The 21,008-nt window shown below is 62.1% G+C and carries 18 protein-coding genes and 1 tRNA gene; 7 read left to right on the forward strand and 12 right to left on the reverse strand.

What is annotated here, in order from left to right; genetic code table 11:
* Positions 1-69 precede the first annotated feature (69 nt).
* The 3 genes from obgE to rplU all read right to left on the reverse strand — a co-directional run bounded on the left by obgE (position 70) and on the right by rplU (position 1,901).
* Positions 70-1,179, reverse strand: coding sequence for a GTPase ObgE (obgE, locus tag D0T21_RS29025; protein WP_116993344.1), 1,110 nt, complete (start codon positions 1,177-1,179; stop codon positions 70-72).
* 113 nt (positions 1,180-1,292) lie between these two features.
* Positions 1,293-1,550, reverse strand: coding sequence for a 50S ribosomal protein L27 (rpmA, locus tag D0T21_RS29030; protein ID WP_116993343.1), 258 nt, complete (start codon positions 1,548-1,550; stop codon positions 1,293-1,295).
* 39 nt (positions 1,551-1,589) lie between these two features.
* Positions 1,590-1,901: a 50S ribosomal protein L21 gene (gene rplU / locus D0T21_RS29035; RefSeq protein WP_008445658.1), complete on the reverse strand. Its 312-nt coding sequence runs from the start codon at positions 1,899-1,901 to the stop codon at positions 1,590-1,592.
* A gap of 283 nt (positions 1,902-2,184) precedes the next feature.
* Between rplU and ispB the strand changes: the two genes are divergently transcribed.
* Positions 2,185-3,174: an octaprenyl diphosphate synthase gene (gene ispB, locus D0T21_RS29040; protein WP_116993342.1), complete on the forward strand. Its 990-nt coding sequence runs from the start codon at positions 2,185-2,187 to the stop codon at positions 3,172-3,174.
* A 43-nt stretch (positions 3,175-3,217) separates the two neighbouring features.
* Here ispB and D0T21_RS29045 read toward each other — a convergent pair whose 3' ends face one another.
* The 4 genes from D0T21_RS29045 to D0T21_RS29060 are packed head-to-tail and all read right to left on the reverse strand — an operon-like array spanning position 3,218 to position 8,382.
* Positions 3,218-4,327, reverse strand: coding sequence for a hypothetical protein (locus tag D0T21_RS29045; RefSeq protein ID WP_147328207.1), 1,110 nt, complete (start codon positions 4,325-4,327; stop codon positions 3,218-3,220).
* A gap of 2 nt (positions 4,328-4,329) precedes the next feature.
* Entirely contained in the window at positions 4,330-4,677 is a 348-nt protein-coding gene (gene arsC, locus D0T21_RS29050; RefSeq protein WP_116993340.1) for an arsenate reductase (glutaredoxin), read from the reverse strand.
* Between the two features lie 33 nt (positions 4,678-4,710).
* Complete coding sequence (locus D0T21_RS29055) at positions 4,711-6,045, reverse strand: sel1 repeat family protein (protein WP_116993339.1); 1,335 nt, start codon at positions 6,043-6,045, stop codon at positions 4,711-4,713.
* The gene (locus D0T21_RS29060; protein ID WP_116993338.1) at positions 6,046-8,382 is read right to left on the reverse strand and encodes a TonB-dependent receptor; all 2,337 of its coding nucleotides are present in this window, start codon (positions 8,380-8,382) and stop codon (positions 6,046-6,048) included.
* Positions 8,383-8,599: 217 nt separating this feature from the next.
* Between D0T21_RS29060 and D0T21_RS29065 the strand changes: the two genes are divergently transcribed.
* The 3 genes from D0T21_RS29065 to D0T21_RS29075 all read left to right on the forward strand — a co-directional run bounded on the left by D0T21_RS29065 (position 8,600) and on the right by D0T21_RS29075 (position 11,075).
* Positions 8,600-8,676 (forward strand) — tRNA-Pro (locus D0T21_RS29065).
* 193 nt (positions 8,677-8,869) lie between these two features.
* Complete coding sequence (locus D0T21_RS29070) at positions 8,870-10,192, forward strand: TonB family protein (protein WP_116993337.1); 1,323 nt, start codon at positions 8,870-8,872, stop codon at positions 10,190-10,192.
* 73 nt (positions 10,193-10,265) lie between these two features.
* Positions 10,266-11,075 (forward strand): hypothetical protein, encoded by an 810-nt coding sequence (locus D0T21_RS29075; RefSeq protein WP_116993336.1) that lies wholly within the window; start codon positions 10,266-10,268, stop codon positions 11,073-11,075.
* A gap of 11 nt (positions 11,076-11,086) precedes the next feature.
* Here D0T21_RS29075 and D0T21_RS29080 read toward each other — a convergent pair whose 3' ends face one another.
* Entirely contained in the window at positions 11,087-11,836 is a 750-nt protein-coding gene (locus D0T21_RS29080) for a PEP-CTERM sorting domain-containing protein (RefSeq protein ID WP_116993335.1), read from the reverse strand.
* 491 nt (positions 11,837-12,327) lie between these two features.
* Here D0T21_RS29080 and D0T21_RS29085 point away from each other — a divergent pair, with 491 nt between their 5' ends.
* On the forward strand, positions 12,328-12,897 hold the full coding sequence (locus tag D0T21_RS29085) for a PEP-CTERM sorting domain-containing protein (protein WP_229211680.1): 570 nt from the start codon (positions 12,328-12,330) through the stop codon (positions 12,895-12,897).
* Here the strand turns inward: D0T21_RS29085 and D0T21_RS29090 are convergent.
* Positions 12,894-13,784 carry a LysR family transcriptional regulator gene (locus tag D0T21_RS29090; protein ID WP_116993333.1) on the reverse strand — a complete coding sequence of 297 codons (891 nt, stop codon included), beginning with the start codon at positions 13,782-13,784 and terminating at the stop codon, positions 12,894-12,896. The two genes, D0T21_RS29085 and D0T21_RS29090, sit on opposite strands and share 4 nt — an antisense overlap.
* A 105-nt stretch (positions 13,785-13,889) precedes the next feature.
* Here D0T21_RS29090 and D0T21_RS29095 point away from each other — a divergent pair, with 105 nt between their 5' ends.
* Together D0T21_RS29095 and D0T21_RS29100 are read left to right on the forward strand one after the other, a co-directional pair.
* Positions 13,890-14,702, forward strand: coding sequence for a pirin family protein (locus D0T21_RS29095; RefSeq protein ID WP_116993332.1), 813 nt, complete (start codon positions 13,890-13,892; stop codon positions 14,700-14,702).
* 24 nt (positions 14,703-14,726) lie between these two features.
* Positions 14,727-15,143, forward strand: a complete 417-nt coding sequence (locus D0T21_RS29100) for a DoxX family protein (RefSeq protein ID WP_116993331.1) — start codon at positions 14,727-14,729, stop codon at positions 15,141-15,143.
* 5 nt (positions 15,144-15,148) lie between these two features.
* Here D0T21_RS29100 and D0T21_RS29105 read toward each other — a convergent pair whose 3' ends face one another.
* The 3 genes from D0T21_RS29105 to D0T21_RS29115 all read right to left on the reverse strand — a co-directional run bounded on the left by D0T21_RS29105 (position 15,149) and on the right by D0T21_RS29115 (position 20,964).
* Complete coding sequence (locus tag D0T21_RS29105; protein ID WP_116993330.1) at positions 15,149-15,940, reverse strand: isocitrate lyase/phosphoenolpyruvate mutase family protein; 792 nt, start codon at positions 15,938-15,940, stop codon at positions 15,149-15,151.
* An 11-nt stretch (positions 15,941-15,951) separates the two neighbouring features.
* Positions 15,952-18,324: a DNA polymerase II gene (locus D0T21_RS29110; RefSeq protein ID WP_116993329.1), complete on the reverse strand. Its 2,373-nt coding sequence runs from the start codon at positions 18,322-18,324 to the stop codon at positions 15,952-15,954.
* A 132-nt stretch (positions 18,325-18,456) separates the two neighbouring features.
* Positions 18,457-20,964, reverse strand: a complete 2,508-nt coding sequence (locus tag D0T21_RS29115) for a TonB-dependent receptor (protein ID WP_116993328.1) — start codon at positions 20,962-20,964, stop codon at positions 18,457-18,459.
* Positions 20,965-21,008 lie beyond the last annotated feature (44 nt).

Genomic DNA, 21,008 nt, shown 5'->3' on the forward strand with positions numbered 1-21,008 from the left:
GCCGAGATGGAAAGGCATAATCAGCTGATAACTGATTATGCCGGTAATGCAGAGGATAAGTCGAGGATCTTAGTCGAGGATCTTGAAGCGAGGATCGTCCGGATCGATGGAGGAGATGCCGCGCGCCTCTTCCGTCATCTGGGTTTCTTCCGCGCGCTGCTCGCTGTGACGCTTCGCTTCCAGGTGTTTCTGGATGGCGTTGACCAGCTCCTGCGTGCCGTCATGGCTCAGCGCGGAGATCTCGAACACCGGGCCCTTGAAGCCGAACTTCTTGACGAAGTCCTTGACGCGCTTGATGCGCTCTTCTTCCGGCACCATGTCCAGCTTGTTCAACACCAGCCAGCGCGGCTTGTCGACCAGCGCTTCGTCGTACTTTTTCAGTTCGTTGACCAGGGCCTTGGCTTCCTTGACCGGATCGACGTTGGTTTCAAACGGCGCCAGGTCGACGATGTGCAGCAGCAGACCGGTGCGCTGCAAGTGACGCAGGAACTGGTGGCCCAGGCCGGCGCCTTCGGAAGCGCCTTCGATCAAGCCGGGAATATCGGCGATCACAAAGCTCTTCTCGTGCGACACGCGGACCACGCCCAGGTTCGGGTGCAAGGTGGTGAACGGGTAATCGGCAATCTTGGGACGCGCGTTCGATACGGCCGAAATAAAGGTCGACTTGCCGGCGTTCGGCATGCCCAGCAGGCCGACGTCGGCCAGCACCTTCAGTTCCAGACGGATGTCGCGGCGTTCGCCTTCCTTGCCTTCGGTCTTTTGACGCGGGGCGCGGTTGGTCGAGGTCTTGAAGTGGATGTTGCCCCAGCCGCCCTCGCCGCCCTTGGCCAGCAGTTCGATCTGGCCGTGTTCGGTCAGGTCGGCCAGGATCTCGCCGGACAGATCGTCGATGATCAGGGTGCCGACCGGCATGCGCAGATGGATGTCGTCCGCGCCCTTGCCGTAGCAATCGGCGCCGCGGCCGGATTCGCCGTCTTTACCGCGGTGGACTTTGGAGAAGCGGAAATCGACCAAGGTATTGATGTTACGGTCCGCTACGGCCCAGATCGAGCCACCCTTGCCGCCGTCGCCGCCGTCAGGGCCGCCGAACGGGCGGAATTTTTCACGGCAAAACGAGGCGCAACCATTGCCGCCGTCACCACCGATTACTTCAATTTTTGCTTCGTCGATAAACTTCATGATGTACCGCCATAAAACTAAAAAGGCCCTACCGTGGGCAGAGCCTTTCGATTGAAGGCTTGCGCCTTACAAAACGACCCGTGCGGCTAGCGCACCGGGCCGGGTAGCGTTATTTACGCTGGAACGACGGTAACGAATTGCTTCGAACCTTCGCCCTTGACTACGAACTTGACCTTGCCGTTCACCAGAGCGAACAGGGTGTGGTCTTTGCCCATGCCAACACCTTCGCCGGCGCGCACTGGCGTGCCGCGTTGACGAATGATGATGCCACCAGCATTGATCGATTGACCGCCGTAAACCTTAACGCCGAGGCGTTTTGATTCTGAGTCACGACCATTTCGCGTTGTGCCGCCGCCTTTTTTGTGTGCCATTTAAGACTCCTTGGATACTAATTCTCGGGCAAACGGCGATTAGCCGTTGATCGATACGATTTGGATTTCGGTGTAATTTTGGCGATGGCCTTGATGCTTCTGGTAGTGCTTACGACGACGCATCTTGAAAATCTTCACTTTATCGTGACGACCGTGTGCCACAACAGTAACCAGTACCTTTGCACCCTCAACCAGAGGAGCACCAAATTTGATGCTCTCGCCTTCGCCAACGGCGAGGACCTGATCGATGGTGAGTTCGGAACCAATGTCTGCCGGTATCTGTTCTACTTTAAGTTTTTCGCCAGCGACAACTTTGTATTGTTTGCCACCGGTTTTTATGACCGCGTACATGATTTGAAACCTCATCAAATGTTTAAGAAAATTTCGTCCGATGTCCTTGCAAGACCCTTGCGAGGCAGGCATGGAAACCGGGGAACCGCTGATTATACATGGGATGGGATTTCGCGTCAAAAACTATTCACAAATGCCAGCGGGCGTGGTATGTCGACAATTTTGCCGCTGTCCATGCGTTACATATTTGGCAAACATGTTGCCATGAACAGGGCCCAATGCCCCTGTCTGCGGGGGCATGACGTATAATCGCGGCACCCATAGTCTACCGCACAGGTTCGCCTTGTCTGCCGCTACCCAAAACGCCACTCAAAACAATATCGCCCACACGATCGCCGCCGACATGGACGCGGTCAACACGGTGATCCGCCAGAAACTGCATTCCGAGGTCAGTCTCGTCAATCAGATTGCTGAATACATCATCAGCGCCGGCGGTAAACGCATCCGGCCGGTGCTGGTCCTGCTGGTGGCCAACGCTTACGCATATAAAGGCACGGCGCACCACGAGCTGGCCGCCGTGGTGGAGTTCATCCACACCGCCACCCTGCTGCACGACGACGTGGTCGACGAATCGTCGCTGCGCCGCGGCCGCGCCACCGCCAACGCCCTGTTCGGCAATGCCGCCTCGGTGCTGGTGGGCGACTTCCTGTACTCGCGCGCCTTCCAGATGATGGTCGGCCTGAACAATATGCGCGTGATGCAGATCCTGTCCGACGCCACCAACGTCATCGCCGAAGGCGAAGTGCTGCAGCTGCTGAACATGCACGACCCGGACGTCAGCCAGGAACGCTATCTGCAGGTGATCCGCTCCAAGACCGCCAAGCTGTTCGAAGCGGCGGCCGAGCTGGGCGCGCTGATCTCCGGCTGCAACGACACGCAGATCGAAGCGGCCGGCGAATACGGCCGCTCGCTGGGCACCGCCTTCCAGCTGATCGACGACGTGCTGGACTACGCCGGCGACGCCAATGAAATCGGCAAGAACGTCGGCGACGACCTGCGCGAAGGCAAGCCGACCCTGCCGCTGATCTACCTGATGGAAAACGGCACGCCGGAACAGCGCGAGCTGGTGCGCAGCTGCATCGAGCAAGGCGACGAACAGCACTTCGACACCATCCTGGCGGCGATCACCACCAGCGGCGCACTGGACTACACGCGCCAGCAAGCCGTGACGGCGGCCGAACGCGCCGCCGCCGCGATCGCCGACCTGCCCGACAGCGTCTACAAGGAATCGCTGCTGCAGCTAGCCCACTTCTCGGTCCACCGCACGCACTAAACGACAACGGCGCCTCAGGCGCCGTTTTTATTTGTGGCCGCGCTTACTTGCCGGCCGTGGTGTGCTGCACGCCGCCGGCCTGTCTGAGTATTTGCTGGACGTCCTCACGCTTTTCGAAAATCGCCTCGTCGAGCGGCGTGTGATAGTCGATCTGGTTCACCGGAAAACCGCGCTGCAGCGCCAGCTCAATCACGGTGAGCGGGCTGCGCCGGACCAGCACATGCAGCAACGGCGATCCGGTCTTGTAAGTGCAGCTCGCATCGAGCCGTCCCAGCAGCGCCAGCATGGCGGCGGTGATTTCCGCATCGTCGCCATCTTTGTAATTGCGCCCGCGCCCCTTTTCCGTGGGTGACGGCAAGTCCAGCAGCTGATTGAGCTGGTAGCACATGGCCTCGGCCGTGCCGCCGTCGCGCAATACGGCGGCGGCGTCCTGCAGCACCGGCGCGCGCGACCTCAGGCCGGTGCGCGCGTCGCCCGGCGCCGCGCCCGTCACCGGGCCGGTGGCCGGCAGGTTCGTGATGTCGCGCTCAAGCGCTCCGGCCCAGAGGTCGACCATCTTGCTCGCGTAGCAGTGCCCACCGCACAGCATTTCCTTGAGCGGCGCCAGCAGATCAACCTGAATTTCGCAATAGTCCGCGCCCGACAACCAATACTGTTTGGCCTTGCCGTCCAGGACCAGGCTGACCACCGAGCTGGCGACCTTGGGGGTGCAGTGTATGGCGTCGTTCGAGGCCAGGTTGGCCATCGTCGCCGGCCCGTTGTGCTGCGCGTATTGCCGGATCAGGCGGCGCGCGTCGTCGGGATTGACCGGGCGGACGTCGAACGACGAGTAGCCGCGCTCCAACATCAAGTACGCGCGCTCGCCCTGGACGAACAGTCCCTGCCGATGCATCGTCCCCTGCACGAACACGGCGGCATCCAGACTGTCCAGTGGCACCTGCTGGAGCAGATAACGGATCTGCCAGCCGCGCTTGTCGATCTGCTGGTAGAGATTGAACGTATCGTTCCATCCGCGCCGGATCGGTGGTGCCTCCGCCCGCTGCGCCTTGAACGTCAGGTCCCAGCCTTCCGGCACCGGCACCGCATGCGCCGCCGGCGCCAGGACCATCATGACGGCGAGTATCAACCGACCTAGCCGGCGCAGCGTATTCATCGTTACAGCAGTTCCAGCACCAGCTCGGACGGACGACACAGGCGCACGCCTTTGTCGGTCACCACGAACGGGCGGTTGATCAGGATGGGATGGGCCGTCATCGCGTCCAGCAGCGCGTCGTCGGACAGCGTGGCGTCGGCCAGGCCCAGTTCGTCGTACAGGTCGCCCTTGTCGCGCATCGCGGCGCGCGCGGTCAGGCCGGCCTTGGCGATCATCGCCTTCAAGGCTTCGCGCGACGGCGGGTTCTTCACGTAATCGACGATCTCCGGCTCGACGCCGGTGGCGCGTATCGCCTCCAGCGTCTTGCGCGAAGTGCCGCAGGCGTTGTTATGATAAATCGTGATACTCATGATGCTGCCTTTGCGAGAAATTCAAAGGCAGCATTATCGCTTAAAATTTCGCTGCCACTCACTGAACGCGTCTTGCGCTTTCGCTATTTCACCCGGACTCATGATAGCCGTCAGCCGCAGTAATGCTTGCCGCGCGTCCGAACGGGCCGAATCGCTGGCGCCGGCATTTCGCTGGATGATCTGCCACCATTTGTACGCCTCGGTTTTACCAGCATGGCCTGCCACACCTTCTTCCAGCAGATTGGCCAAATTGGATTGGGCGTCGGGGTCGTTCAAGTCCGCGCCGCGTCGATACCAAGCCGCAGCTATCGTCAAATCCATTGACACTCCCGCCCCATTCTCGTAAGCGATACCCATTTGATTCAGCGCCAGCACATTACCCCACTGCGCGGCCTGCCGAAACCATAGTACTGCCTGAGCCGGATCATGCGCTACGCCGGCGCCCAATAGGTAGAGCTGCCCCAGTTCCAGAGCGGCGTTCGAGTCCCCTTGCTCGGCCGCCTTGCGGTACCAACTTGCAGCCACAGCGAAATCCTGGCGCACTCCGTCGCCATGATGATAGGCATAGGCGACATTGAATTGTCCAGGAGGATCGTTCTGTTCAGCGGCCTGCAAGTACAACCGAAGCGCCCGGCCCTTATTCTGGGCGACGCCGCGCCCTACATCATAGGCGTATCCCAATAGCGTCTGCGCACGAGGATCATTGCCCTCTGCCGCAAGACGATACCATTTCACCGCCATGGAATGGTTACGAGGGACGCCCGAGCCACTGGAATACAGGCTGCCGAGACTGGCCTCAGCCTCGTGCCACCCCTGCCCTGCAAGGGTGGTATAAAATTTCGCCAATTGAACATAGTCTTGTTCTGCAAGATCATCACTCGCGTCCAGATAAGTCAAATTGGCCTCCGCATGGACGTTGCCGGTTGTCTCGCCGTGCGTCGACCAGAAAAAACCGGTGCCGACGCCGTTGCGAAGTGCCCTGGCTTCGGCTGCCGATGCCGGACTATCCGGCGCAGGCTCCGTTTCCACTAGGCGGGCACGATCGGACCTCCACTGCGGTGGTTCACCCGCTGGTCTGTCGTTGGAAAACCGCACGCCATCCATCCCGGTGATTGCGATGTACTGATAGCCGCGCGCATAGTCGATCACTACCACCCGGTCCGCCTTGATCAGCAGATGGCCGCGTCGGAGTTCTGCCTGACCAGTAAAGCGCGTAATCCTGATTATCGCGCCTAACTGGTCCTGGTGCGGCCGTACGTCGACTGGTTTGAAGAAGCCCTGGCTTTCCGCATACGCGGTCGGCACGAACCCCACCCAAGCGAATAGAAAGGCATAACACGCGGCGAAGCGCATGAACTGCAGCGCCACTTAAAACTTCGCCGCCACGCTCACGCCTATGCTGCGCGGCGCCAGCCGGTAGCCCTGCACGATGGACGCCACCTGCGGATGCTGGATCACCGTGTCGGTATCGAAGGCGTTCTTGATGAACACGCTCACGTTGTAGCGGTCGAAGGACATGCCGGCGCTGAAGTCGGTGCTGTGGTAGGCCGGGCGGTCGTAGTCGGTCTGCACGGGATTGAGCGAGCCCTTGCTGGCGCCCACCCACTGCATGCCGCCCATCACATACGCGCTCTTGTCGCCGAACGCCGCGAAGTTGTAGGTGGCGTTGAAGGCGGCGTTATATTTCGGCACGCCCTGCACTTGCGCCCCGGCCACCGCGCCAACCACGCCGTTGCGCGATCCCTCGTCGTTGGACAGCTCGGCCTTGACGTAGCCGGCCGACGCCGTCAGCGTCAGGCCCGGCAGCGGCTTGGCCTTGATGTCGAACTCGAAGCCCTTGCTGGTGGCGTCGCCGGCGTTGGCGTTGTAGGTGTAGGCGCAGGTCGGCAGGTAGACGCCCTGCTGGATGTTCTTCCACTTCACGTAGAACGCGTCGGCGTTGAGCGTCACGCGGTTGTTGAGGAAGCGCGACTTGCTGCCCACTTCGTAGCTCCACAGGCTGTCGGCCGAATACGAGTCCGGGCCCTTGGTCAGGCCATTCGCTTCCAGGTCCTGCGAGCAGGTGGTCGGCGGCACGTAGATGTTGTTGCCGCCCAGGCGGAAGCCCTTGGCCACGCTGGTGTAGACGGTGTTGGTCGGATTGACCTCCCACGTCAGCGCGTACTTCGGCGTGAAGGCCTTGGACGACGAGGCGGCGCTGCTGTTGTTGCCGGCGCCGGCCAGGTAGTTGCCGTTGCGCTGGTCCAGCGTGGAATCGGCCTTCAGGTAGCGCGCGCCCACGGTGGCGTGCACGGTCGGCGTGAAGTAGTAATTGAGCTCGCCGAAGATCGAGCTTTGCTTCTCGCGGAAGTGGAAGGCGCCGGCGAACGAGTTATCGTTCGGGAACTGGCCGGGGCGCGCGCCCGGCAGCAGGTCCGGGTCGGCGATGTCGAAGCCGAAGCTTTTGAAGGTGTCGGTCACGCCGAAGATCGGATCGTTCTCGATGATGTTGGTGTGCTGGTTGGAGAAGTAGGTACCGGCCAGCCAGGTCCATGGCGACACGCTGGCGTCGTAGGGCCGCGAAGCGAGGCGGAATTCCTGCGACACCTGGCGCACCTGGTTGTTCAGGTAGACCGCCGACGGCAGGCCGGCAATCGCCGCGATCAGTTCCGGCGGCGCCTTGCCGCCATCCTCGGTCGAGGTCAGGAAGGTCGACAGCGAATAGCTGTTGTAGGCCGAGCCGTTCTGCGTGCGGTCGAACTTGCGCTCGAAGTAGCTGGTGGCCGAGGTCAGGTCCATCGCGCCCAGGTCCCAGTTGACGGTCACGCTCGGGGTCAGCAGCGTATCCTTGGACGGTTCGCGGACCTGCTTCTGCGCCTGGTAGAAAGGCCGGTCGAGGTTGAAGGCGGCGATGTCTTTCGCATCCACCTTCTGATAATAGACCGACGGCGTGATCGTCACCGAACGGATCGGCTTCCACTTCAGCGCCACCCGCATTTCCTGGTCGCTGAGCTTGTTGATGTTGTTGGCCAGGACGTTGCCGTCGCTGTCGACCTGGTTGATGTAGCCGCCCGTGTGCTGGGCCTGCACGCCGATGCGCAGCGCCAGCTCGTCCTGTATCAGCGGGAAGTTGGCCACCATATTGGCCGCGTAGTTGCCGCTGCCGCCCTTGGTGTTGGACAGCTCGCCGTAGGTGGTGAATTCGCGTTCCTTCAGGTCCGGCTCGTTCGGCACGAACTTGATGGTGCCGCCCATCGAACTGGCGCCGTACAAGGTGGCCTGCGGCCCGCGCAATACTTCGACGCGGTCGATGTCGAAGAACTTCGGCTCGACCGTGCCCATGGTGTAGACGTTGCCGACGGTGATGGAGACATCGCCCAGGTAGATGCCGACGGTGGCCGCGCCGGCGGTCGAGCTGATGCCGCGGATCTCGATGTTCTCGGTGCCGGGACCGGCGCCGCCGTTGCCGCTGGCGGCGGTGAAGGAGATGTTGGGCACCACGCGGGTCAGGTCGGTGAAGTCGTTCACATGCTCGGCCTGGAGCTGGGCGCCGGTGACGGCGGTGATGCTCATCGCCACCTTGGCCGGATCTTCCTTGCGCTTTTGCGCAGTCACCTTGACCACTTCGATCTCGTCGGACGGTTTGGTCTGTGCCCACACCGGGCCCGCCATCACCGCCATCGCCGCAGCCACCGAGCTGCACATCATCTTTTGCCGTATCTTCATGCCAGACCTTCCCATATCAGTGAGGGCGCCGCCCCAAAATAATGCGTATTAATATATTTAACTATATTAACCATCTTGATCTTTTTGCAAAGCAAGAAACCTGCCATTCGTGCGACAGGCGTTGGCATTTAGTCACAAATGGGTTGATAACGAGCAAGTCTTGTCGCCCGTGTACGGTTGAAAAATGCGCAAAATTCTGATGTAATTATTCCATCGTCGGGGTGTGGCTCAGCCTGGTAGAGCGCTGCGTTCGGGACGCAGAGGCCGGAGGTTCGAATCCTCTCACCCCGACCAAATTCCCGCCCCTCCCATATCACTATTCTTCGCCGATGAGCACCGGCGCCGACAGGTGTGTATTCCACAACTGTTGTATTTAAGCCATTTTTTCAAAACCTAAGCACTGAACTGAGTTTCAGCATTGATTTCAATATAGTATCTTGCATCACTGAACAAAATTGCAAGTTCCTGGTCCTCTGGGCTATATTCGATGACAAAACTTCACAGCCATTACGAGAGTCTCAACGTCACGCGCGACGCCCCCCCAGAGGTCATCCGCGCCGCCTATCGTTCACTATCTCAAAAGCATCACCCCGATAAAAATAGCGGGAACCATCATGCCGAGCAAATGATGGCGCGCTTGAACGCCGCGTACAGCGTGTTGTCTGATGCGGATCAACGGGAACTGTACGATTTGCAGATCCTGAGCGAGCAGCGCGCCCGTGAAATGCATTTCGGCGTGCACAGCACCGTCGACCTGAGCGACCCCACCGTCGTCTATACGCCGTTTGACATGGACGAGTCGGGCCGGGCCAGCCGCCCGGCGCCGGGAACGTCGGCTCGCAAGCCAGGGAAAAGCATGGATGCCTGGCTCGCCTTCATCCACAAGCACGCGCAAGGCCGCAGCGTACGCAATACCGCCCTGCTGATCGGTTTCTTATTCGTGGCCATCGCACTGGTCTTATGGTTGGTCTGGAAAGACAACCAATCGATGATGCGCCTTGAACAGGCGGCCATGTATGCCCCGGCCCCGGAACCATTGGCTCCGGCCACGAGCAATGACGCCAAAACCAAGTCGTCGGGCGTGCGCGAGATCCAGGTGTCGGGGCCGTCCGGCCTGGGAGTGGACTCGGCCGAGATACCAAAGCCTGCCGCAGCGCCAAAAGCGCCGCCGGCGCCGGCCCCCGCCAGCAAGGCCTCCGAATACGAGCGCCTGACCGCCATGTTGAAGAGCATGGGATTGGGTCTGCACAAGCTGGACGTGCCTGCCCAGGCTTCCACCGCCAAGCAGCCGCCTTTGCCGGCGAAAGCAGCCGAACCGGCCAAAGCGGTTGAAGCGCCAAAGGCGAGTGCCGCACCACCAGCGCCGGCGCTGGCAGCCAAACCCGCGCCAGCGCCCGAAGCGGTCCGGGAGGCTGAGCGTCCGGTCGCGGCCGAGCCTGCGCGCAGCGAGGCCAAGCCCGTGGCGGACGCCAGCCGGGCCAGCGCGCCGCCGGCCGCCAGCACCAATACCGCCAGCGCCAGCCGTGCCGCACCGCGCACCGCCGTCATCGTCGATGCACGCGCTTGCGTGCCGCCCAAATATCCAGCCAATTCCTACCTGAGCGGCGAAAGCGGCTCGGTGCTGCTGGCGCTGCTGGTGGGGAATGACGGCCGGGTGCTCGAATCGAAAGTACAGAAGTCCAGCGGCTTCCCCGATCTCGACAAGGCGGCGCGCAAAGCGCTCGCACAGTGCAAGTTCAAACCGGCCGGCAGCGACGGCCAGGGCGAGCCGGTCTGGGCGACCATGACCTATGTGTGGTCGCTGGACTGACATCCAGGCGCGCGTATCAGGATCGCTACTGTCATAATGCTGTCAATAATTATTGTTGGCATCTGGACGATTCATGAAATTCGGCATTTTCGCGGTGAGTTTCGCCATCAGCATCGGGCTGGCCCATGAGGCGGCGGCCTGCGAACCGGTACGAGTAGGCTACCTTGACCAGGAAAGGCCTCCATACTGGCTGGGAACCGGCGCCGAAGTACCGGCCAAGCCCGGCGCGTCGGCGGAACTGGTGCAGCGCTTCGCCGCCAGCACGGGATGCCAGGCGGACTTGAAACGCCTGCCGGTGATGCGCATCAAGCCGGCCCTGATCGCCGGCGAAATAGCGTTCGCCCCGATGGACTCCAGCGCCGCGAACACCGCCGGCATCGTCTTCCCGCTCGACAAAAACCATCAACCGGACACTGCGCGCGCGCTGGCGCTGAACATCATCGTCTTCGTCCGCAGCGCCGACCGGATACCGCCCACCACCGACCCTTCCCGGTATTTTCAAAACCGCCCGCTGGGCATCACCCTGGGGTCGAGCTACAAGGCCCGCATGCAGGGCCTGGGCCTGAAAATCGACAGCGGCGCGGTCGATATCGCGCGCAATCTCGAGAAGCTCAGGCTCAACAGAATCGACGGCTTCGCGGTCTCAGTCACCTCGCCGAACGACATGGACGCCTACATCGCGCAAAAGTACAAGGGCGCCATCGTCAGGCTGCCGCAGCCGATTTTTTCCGACCACATCTGGCTGGCCGCCAGCGCCAGCTACTACGCCGCCCACACCGCCCAGGTGGAGAAAATGTGGACCTGGCTGGGCTCAGCCGGCGTGCGGGAATTTTCCGTACTGCTCAAGGAGTATGCGGAACTGCCGCCGCCGGCATCCAGATAAATCCGACAGGCTTACGCCACCGACCGCGCTTTGCGGCGCGCCATCCAGCCGACCAGTGCCATGCCGCCGATCAGCATGCCGTAAGTCGATGGTTCCGGCACGGCGGTGATCCTCACGTTGTCGATCGCGATGTCGAAGTTGGTGTAGCCGTAGAGATATCCGGGCTGCAAGGTCGTGAACACGACCTCATCGACACTGGCCAGCACGCTGGCGAAGGTGCGGCCGGCCGGTAGCGTCGGCCCATGCGCATCGGGGCCGCCGTAGCCGCCCCAACCGGCAGGCAGCACCGTCGAGTTGGTGTCACCGATAGTCACCGACAAATGCTGCCAGCCCTTGGTCGAATCGATACTGCCGAGGTTGTAGAACACGCTGGTGTACGGCAAGCCGGAAGGCGTGTTGTCGTAGTCGCGCAGCTCGACGATCACGTTGCGCGACACCTCGCGGTTGAAGAAGTAGATCTGCTGCGCTGAAATATCCAGGCCCAGGGTCACGCCCGGCAGCTTGGTGTAATCGCCGAGGAAGGCCTGGTTGTGGCTGGTGCCCCAGGTCACGCCAAAGTTTTCGATCACGGTGCGCAGGGCCGGCGCGCCATGGCCCATGCCGGTGTCGATGCCGGAACCGCCGTTGCCGTCGAGGGGCTGCATGCCCCACCAGCCTTCCAGCCCCTTGGAGAAGTCAACGGTCGCGGAATGCGGCACGGCCATCGCCGCACCGCCGACCAGGGACAGCAACAACGCCATCATTGCTTTATTCAAAGTCATGGTTTTTTCCTTTACACACAGGTTAGAGGGATACCGCTAACACCACACCGTCCGTTCGGCCGCGCGCTGTAGCACGTTGCCAAGGTTGAAAACGCCTAAAAATTAGCGTTTTCATAAGCCGGTGTGAGGCCGATTCTGTGATCGGCGAACCCGTCTGTCAAAGACAACACCACACTAAATTGTAAGGAAAATGTAACCAAGTTTCTCAGTGATCAACCGCTATTCCTAGTGGAAACTTGTAACTGACAGTTAGCGAACGGGCGAAAAGCCGCCGCTCTCCTATGAGGAAATAATTTAAACATCAAGCAAATTTGACCGCCCGGAAAAGAACAAACGCCGTCACCGGCGGCCAGCACCGGCGGCGGAAAAATGTTTGTTTTTTGCTACAGTGGCTGGCGACAAAAAGATATCATTTTTGTCATTTATCAAATACACTTGCGGAGAAATATCAATATTACAACACTCATGATCGTCTAAAGGATATGCCTCCCATGAACTCGATCTTCCGCAAAATGCTGCTCTCGCTGGCGGCCACGTTGGCGCTGCCACTGGCCGCCCAGGCCTCGCCGATCACCCTGAATTACTCGATCACCGGCAGCACGACCTACACCTACGAATTCACCCTGACACTGGACAACCACGATTCCAGCTGGGCAGCAGGCCAGAACTTCAACTGGTTCATCTTTGGCGATGGCCACGCGGGCACGCCCACGCCCCTGACCAACTTTGTCGGCGACCCGAGTTCATTGCCGATCGGTCCATTCACCTCCTATAACACCAGCAGCGGCGGACATAATGGTCCTACCTTACTGGACTACTCCAACGGCTCTTACACCGGCTGGGTCCCCAGCGCAGTCGGCGATGCCCTGCACTGGAAAGGCACGTCGACCGCCTCACTCGGCCAAGGACAGCTTCTGTGGAGCAACCTGGCTGGCAACGGACACAATGCCTCTTTCGAAGTAGGCGTGCTCAACGCAGTACCTGAGCCGGAAACCTACGGCATGCTGCTGGCCGGACTTGCCCTGCTCGGTGTCGCGGCGCGCAGAAAGTCTGCCGTCTAGGCCAGCTTCAACTGGTTGACGAACCACCGCCCGGCCGGACCGGGCGGATGGTCGCGCATGTGGATGGCGTGCATCGAGAAGCCCGGCCCCAGCGGCGCATGCGCCTCCAGCGCGATGCGCACCAGCTTGCCGGTGCGCAGGTCTTCCTCCACCATGTGCAGCGGCATATAGCCCCAGCCCAGGCCGGCGCGCAGGAAGGCATGCTTGGCGCCGAGGTCGGCCAGCCGCCAGGTCTGCGCCGCCACCACGCCGAAGTTGCGGCCGGCCGTCAGCGTCGAGCGGTCGGTCAGCACCAGTTGCACGTGCTGCGCGGCTTGCACTTGCGGAATCTCCCCTGGCGCCGCAGCCAGCGGATGGCATGGCGCCACCACGCACACCGCCGTCACGCTGAGCAGGAATTCGGCCGCGCAACCGGGCGGGATTTCCGGCAGTGAACCGATGATCGCCACCCGGCAACTGCCGGCGAGCAGCGGCTGCACCACCGCCCCCAGCGCTTCCACGTACAGCCGCAGCGGCGTGGTGGGAAATTCCGCCTTGAACGCCTGCACCGCCGCCGTCAGCGTGGCGATCGGGAACATCACATCGACGGCCACCGCCAGTTCCGGCTCCAGCCCCTCGGCCAGCGTGCGCGCCTTAGCCTTGAACGCATCCATGCCGCCGACGGCGGCGCGCGCCTGCTCCAGCAGCGCCCTGCCTGCCTCGGTCAGCTGCGGATAGCGGCCGGTGCGTTCGAACAGCGCGAAGCCCACCTGCTGCTCCAGGTTGGCCAGCGTGGTGCTGACCACCGACTGCGCCCGGCGCAGCTTGCGGCCGGCGGCCGAGAAACTTCCTTCGTCCGCTGCGGCGATAAAAGTGCGCAGCTGGTCCATCGACATGGCGTCAAGCATATATCTACTCCTTGGATACTATCCATCCAATTATATAGGCTATTCAGATGGGTAGCGCCGACCTAAGATGCTCTCCATGCACTGCAACAAACAAGGAGCAAGCAAATGAACCGCAACATCGCATTCCGCACCAAAGGCAACACCCGCGGCCCCATCACCCGCCTGGCGAGTCCCGGCGACGTGGGCCAGTTGATCAAACCGTTCGTCTTCCTCGACCGCTTCCGCATGGAAGCCAGCCGTGGCGGCAAGATGGGCATGCATCCGCATTCCGGCATCGCCACCACCACCGTCATCATGGAAGGCGCGATGGCTTACCGCGAAACCACCGGCAGCGAAGGCGTGCTGCACACCGGCGGCGTCGAGTGGATGAGCGCAGGCAATGGCGTCTGGCACGACGGCGGTCCCGCCGAGAACGTGCCGGTGCACGGCTTCCAGCTGTGGCTTGCACTGCCGCCGGAAGATGAAAACGGTCCGGCGCACAGCCAGTACCTGGCGGCGGAGCACGTGACCAGCAGCGGCCCTGCGCGGGTGATCCTCGGCAGCTACGGCGACGCCGCCAGCCGCATCCAGCCGCGCGCTTCGCTGACCTATCTGCACGTGAAGCTGCGTGATGGCGAACGCTGGAGCTATCAGCCGCCAGCCGGCCATGACGTGGCCTGGGTCGCGGTGGCGGACGGTGCGCTGCACGTGGGCGACGCGGTGATCGGCCGCGAGCTGGCGGTGTTCGAGGAAGGCGGCCAGGCCATCGACTTCGTCGCTGAAGGCGCGACGGAATTCGTGCTCGGCTCGGCGGTCAAACATCCGCACGAACTGGTCACAGGCTATTACTCGGTACACACCAGCGAGGCCGCACTGGCGCAAGGCGAAACAGAAATCGAACGCATCGGCACTCAACTGCGCTCGGCAAATTTGATGTAATCCAACTCACGAAAAGGAAATATCATGAACAACGCTAACACTTCCGTCATCCCTGCAATCGGCCGCGTCCTGATGGCCACCATCTTCGTCATGAGCGGCATCGGCAAGCTGGCCGCGCCGGCCGCCACGATGGGCTATATCGCCTCGTCCGGCCTGCCGTTGCCGATGCTGGCTTTGGTGATCGCCATCGCCGTCGAATTGGGCGGTGGCCTGCTGCTGGCACTGGGTATCCAGACCCGCCTGGTGGCGGCCGGACTGGCGGCGTTTTCCATCGTCACCGGCCTGGCCTTCCACCACGCGGTGGGCGACCAGAACCAGATGATCCACCTGCTGAAAAACATCGCCATGGCAGGCGGCCTGCTGCAAGTGGTGGCCTTCGGCGCCGGCGCCTACAGCTTCGACAACCGCCGCGCCGTCAGCGGTGGCCGTCAACCGGCGTAATCAGCTCAGGCGATAAACAGCTTTTGCAGGTCGCCGTACGGCATCGCTTTTTCAACCAGTGGACCGGCGCTGCCGGTGGCCAGGAAGTCCTTGGCCATGCCGGCGGCGACCGCCCACAAGGCTTGCGAAATACCCGAGCCTGCGCTCAGGCGGCGCACGCCCAACTGGTGCAGTTCGTCAGCGGACGGCACGCCCGGCCAGTCCATCACATTGACCGGCAAGCCGGCGCCGGCCACCACCGCCTTGATCTCGTCGACCTTGCAGATGCCCGGCACGAACAGGCTGTCGGCGCCGGCTTCCTTGTAGAGCGCGGCGCGCTTCAGCACCTCGGCCACGCGTTCACCTTCCGGCGCCAGGCCTTTCAGATAAACGTCGGTGCGGGTGTTGATGAAGATCTCCTTGCCCGACTGCGCCGCCAGCCTCTTGATGGCGGTGATTTTCGCGGCCAGCAATTGCGGCGCGTCCTTGCCGTCTTCCAGGTTGATGCCGGCAACGCCGACCTCGATCAGGCGCAGCACGGTTTGCGCGACCGCGCTGGCGTCGTCCGAATAACCGTTTTCGATATCCACCGACAGCGGCACCGTCAACACGCGGGCGATGCTGGCGGCGACGTTGATCGCCACCTCGGCCGGCATCTGGCCGCCGTCGGCATAGCCGGCGGCCCAGGCCACGCCGGCGCTGGTGGTGGCGATGGCCGGCGCGCCCAGGCTTTCAAACAATCTTGCGCTGCCGGCGTCCCAGGCGTTAGGCAGGTGCAGCAGTTTACTTCCGTCGTGCAGTTTCTTGAAATCGCTCATGCTATCTCCGTTTAGAAAAGGCTGGCTTGCGCCGTGGTCAGGCTGGTAAAACTGTCGTGCATCGGCAGCAGGATGGAATCGGCGATCGGCTGCAGTTGCTTGGTCAGATAGTGCTCGTAGTCGATATTCGAGCGCATCACTTCGGTCGGCTCGGGGCCGCTGGTGGTCATCACGTAGCTGATCCAGCCGCCGTTCTGGTAGCGCAGCGGGCGATGCTGCGCCTGATTGTACTCGTCGGCCAAACGCGCGGCGCGCACTTGCGGCGGCACGTTGACCTTGTATTCGTCCAGCCGCTGGCGCAGGCGCTTGCGGTACACCAGCAGCTCGTCGTAGTCGCCGGACATGGTCTTGCGCGCATAGTCGCGCACGAATTCCTGGTAGGGCTCGTCCTTGAAGATGCGCGTGAACAGGCCTTGCTGGAACTGCTGCGCCAGCGGCGTCCAGTCGCTGCGCGCCACTTCCAGGCCGCGATAGATGACCTCTTCTTCGCCCTTGGCGTTGATGGTCAGGCCGGCGTAGCGTTTCTTGCTGCCCGTCTCCGTGCCGCGGATGGTCGGCATGAAGAACTTTTGATAGTGCGTGTCGAACTCGATTTCGAGATGGCATTCCAGGCCGTGTTTTTCCATCAGCATGGTGCGCCACCAGGTGTTGATCTTGCCGGCCAGTCCTTCGCTGATGGCCAGCGCCTCGCTGTTTGCGTATTCCTTTTTCAGCCAGATGAAGATGGAATCGGTGTCGCCGTAGATCACGTCGTAGCCTTCCGCCTCGACCAGCTCGCGGGTCTGCTTCATCATCTGGTGGCCGCGCAGCGTGACCGAGGAGACCAGGCGCGGATTGAAGAAACGGCATTCGGTCGCGCCCAGCACGCCGCAGAAGGAATTCATCAGCAGCTTCAAGGCTTGCGACAACGGCTCGTTCTTGGCGCGCTTGGCGGCGTCGCGCTGCTTCCAGATTTGCGTGGTGATCTCGGGCAGGCAGTGGCGCGTTCGCGAGAACACGGTGCCGTTGACGCCCTCCACCACCGTCGACTGGTCGGCGGCGTTTTCGCCTTCGATCAGGCCGACCGGATCGACCAGGAAGGTGCGGATGATGGAGGGATACAGGCTTTTGTAATCGAGCACCACGACCGAGTCGTACAGGCCGGGCTTGGAGTCCATGACGAAGCCGCCCGGCGAGGCGCCGCCGGACACGTCGCCCACGCTGGGCGCCACATAGCCTTCGCGATGCATGCGCGGCAGGTAGTGATGGCCGAAGGCGGCGATCGATCCGCCCAGGTGGTCGGCCTGCAAGCCCGTCACCGTGGCGCGCTCGATCATGAAGGCCAGCAGGTTGGCCTTGTCGAAGATGCGCGTGACCAGCTCGCAGTCCTTGAGGTTGTAGTGGGCCAGCGCCGGCTTGTCTTCGTGGAAGCGGCGTTCGATCTCGGCCATCTTGTCGTAGACGTCGCCGATGTCCTTGCCCTCGCCCAGCATGGCCTGCGACACGTTCTCCAGGCTGAAGGACGGGAAGGTCCAAGACGCCGCCTTCAGCGCATCGATGCCGTCGAGGACGATGCGGCCGACCACCGGCGCGAACATATAGCCCTGCTTGCCGGGATGCTCGCGCCACTCGATGGTCTTGCGCTCGCGACCCAGCGCCAGCGGGATCTTGTGCTTGTCGGCGTTTTTTTGCAGCACGCGCAGGTCGAACTGCACCACGTTCCAGCCGATCAGCACATCGGGATCGTGGCGCACGAACCAGGCGTTGAGTTTCTCGATCAGCTGGCGCGGCGTGGCACAGTATTCCAGGTCGAAGTCGATCTCTTGCGACGACTCCTGCGGCGCGCCCAGCATGTAGACCTGGCGCTGGCCGCAGCCTTCCAGCGCGATCGAATACAAATCCTCGAAGGCACTGGTCTCGATATCGAGCGACACCATTTTCAGCTTGGGGCGGTACTCGGGCGCGGGCTTGAGCTTGCAGTTGTGGATGACGCCGGCGCCCTCCACGCGGCCGCCTTCGAACTGCACGGCGGCGGTGATGAAGCGCTCCATCAGGTAACGCTCGGGCGGACGGATATCGGCCTCAAGCATTTTGATGCCGTGCTCGCGCAAGGTGCGTTCCAGCGCGGTCAGCTGCTTGTAGCGGGAGGCGTAGATGCCGACCACCGGTTCCTGCTCGAAGGTCTTCAGCGCCAGCTCGCGCAGCTCGATGCCGGACTTGTCGTCGATCAGCGCCTCGATGGCCGAGCGCTGCCGGGCCTCGGCGAAAGCCACCGAAGTCTGGGCGGTCAGGCGGATCTTTTTCGGGCCGTCGTCGGTCGCCAGCCAGAATTCGATCTCCGTCCCATAGTCCGCGTCTTGCCAGTGGCGAGTCAGGATAAAGCCGTGTTGGGCGGTTTGCGTCATGCTAGAATTATACTGTATGCGCATACAGCCCGCAAAACAATCGAGGGTCAAGTCTGTCATTCGGACACGAGCTCTACAGTAGCAGGCTGCTACGGTAGAGCTCGTGTCCGAATGTCAGACTTGACCCCGGTGTTAGTACTTCACGTCCAGCTTGATGCTGAAGTAGCGGAACACGTCACGTGGCGGCACCCAGTTGTTGACCGTCACCGCCGGCGAGGTGCCGGTCGGGCCGGTGCGGAAGGTCGGGCCGCTGGCGTTGGCGTTCGGGATGTAGAAGCGGTCGAACAGATTGTTCACCCGGAAGCTGATGCCGTAACGGTCCTTCGGGTCCTTCACGCCAAAGCCCAGGTCGGTAATGCTGTAGCCGGCGTTGAACGAACGTGGGTCGTTGTTGATGTTGGTGTAGTACTTGTCCTGGTAACGCACGTTGAGGTTGACGAAACCATTGACCGGCAGCGCAGGCACAGGGAACTCGTAGTTGGCGCCGAGGTTCAGCTTGATCTTCGGCGTACCCGGAAAGGTGCTGTGGTCCAGGTTCTGCACGCCGGTGGTCGAACCAGGCGCGATCGGGAAGCAGCTGGTGTTCTGGCCGGCGATCGAACCATTGGCCGCCAGTTTGGTCGTGCCGACCGCGACGTTGGTGGTGTCGGCATAGCACGGACCGTTGGCCCACTTCTCGATCGTCGGCAGCGTGAACGCCAGCGCCGCGTTGATGGTCAGGTCCTTGGCCGCCAGCAGGTTGGCGTCGAGTTCAAAGCCGTGCGTGCGGATGCGCGGGATCGAATTGAGCTGGCTGTAGATGGTCGGATCGTTCGGCAGCACGTAGGTCACGTTCTGCTGGTAGTTGAAGAACTCCGAGTTGTACACCGTGGCCGCCAGCGACATGCGGTTGTCGAACAGATTGGCCTTGGCGCCGATCTCCATGGTCTGGCTGGTCTCCGGGCTCACCGGGAACGCCGCCACCGCCTTCAGGCCGGACGTCACGTCGTACGCCTTGCCCTTGTAGCCGGTCGCGCCCATCATGTACACCATCACCTCCGGCGTCAGCTGCTTCTGCAGGCTGACCTTGCCGGTATAGGACCGGTCGGAATTGCCGGTGCTCTGGAACTGGTCCACGCCCACCGCGCCGGGCACGAAGCTGGCGCGGTCCACCTGGTTGGTGTAGTAGTTGCGCGCATAGTGGAAGCCCGAGATTTCCTGGTTGCTGCGCAAGCCGGCCTCCAGCGTCCAGGTCGGGGCGAACTCCCACGAGGCCTGGCCGAACAAGGCCTTGTTGGTGTTGTAGATGTCGGTGTAGTAGTTGGTCGGGCTGGAGTTGGAGTTGGCGTTGCACAGCGTCGGCGCCACGCAGTAGCCGCGGATGAAGTGGCGGTAGATCTCGTTATGCGCCAGCCACAGGCCGGCCACGTACTTGAAGCTGCCCTTGTCCGGCGAGACGTAGCGGATCTCCTGCGTCTTGGCGCGGATGTCGTAGGTGCCGTACTGGTTGTTCCCCTGCGTCAGCGCGGTCTTGCCGGTTTCGGCGATGGTCGGCACGTCGGCGAAGTCCTGGTCGCGGAAGTCGTTGGCCAGGTATTTGTCCACCGAGGTGATCGACATCAGCTGCGCATCGTTGGGCAAGGTGTAGGTCAGCTTGAGGCCGGTGCCACGGTCGCTGGAGACCAGGCCGGTCGGGAAGTCGCGGCGCACGTTGCGGTTGTTCGGATCGTTGACGTCGATCCCGGCCAGCACCGTGCCGGCCGGCAGCAGCGGATTGCCGTTGAGATAAACGCCGTTCGTGCCCACCGGGGTCGACACCAGGTTGCCCGCCGCGGCCGAGCCGGTGCGCAGGACGAAACCGTTGATGGCGGTCACGCCACGGGTGTTTTCCATGTAGTTGTAGTGCGGCGTCAGGTCGACCGAGACGTTATCCAGCGGCGTCCATTGCAGCTTGGCCAGGAAGGTCTTGCCGCCCGAGCCGTTGACGTCGCGGCCGTCGGTCAGGTTGTGGAAGGTGCCCGGCAGGCGCGTGTCGCTGGCGGCGATGCGCATCGCGAACTGGTCGTTGATGCGGCCGCCCATCGAGGCGTTCACGCGCCATTCATGGTCGCTGGTCAGGTAGGTGCTGCCGCGATAAACCATCGGTCCGGACAGCGGCTTGGTGACGATGTTGATCGCGCCGGCCACCGCCGATTTGCCGAACAGCGTGCTCTGCGGCCCCTTCAGCACTTCGATGCGGGTGATGTCGGCCAGGTCCTTGAAGGCCTGGAACTGGGTGGCGATGGGGATGTCGTCGATGATGACGGCCACGTCCGACTCGACGCCGATGCCGACCGAGACGGTGCCGATGCCGCGCATGAAGATGGCGTTGTTGGCGGCGGTGGTGCCGGAGCTGATGGTCAGCGACGGCATCATGTTGACCACGTCCTCGATCTCGCGGACGTTGGTGCGCTGGATTTCCTTCTCGCTCATGACCGAGATGGCCATCGGCACGCTTTCCAGTTTTTCGACGCGCTTGTTGGCGGTCACCACCACGGTTTCCAGCTGGCCGGGTTTGGCGCTCGATTGCTCCTGCGCCTGGGCGCCCATGGCAAACAGCGCCAGCGCCAGGGCCGACGCCAAGGGCGTCATCTTGATGGTGGTCATGGTCGTTGGATGCATGTTTTGATGCTTGTAATTTTTGTTAAACACTATTGTCCCCTAAT

Origin of the sequence: Duganella sp. BJB476 (assembly GCF_003416895.1) — a bacterium.
Lineage (GTDB): Bacteria > Pseudomonadota > Gammaproteobacteria > Burkholderiales > Burkholderiaceae_D > Rugamonas.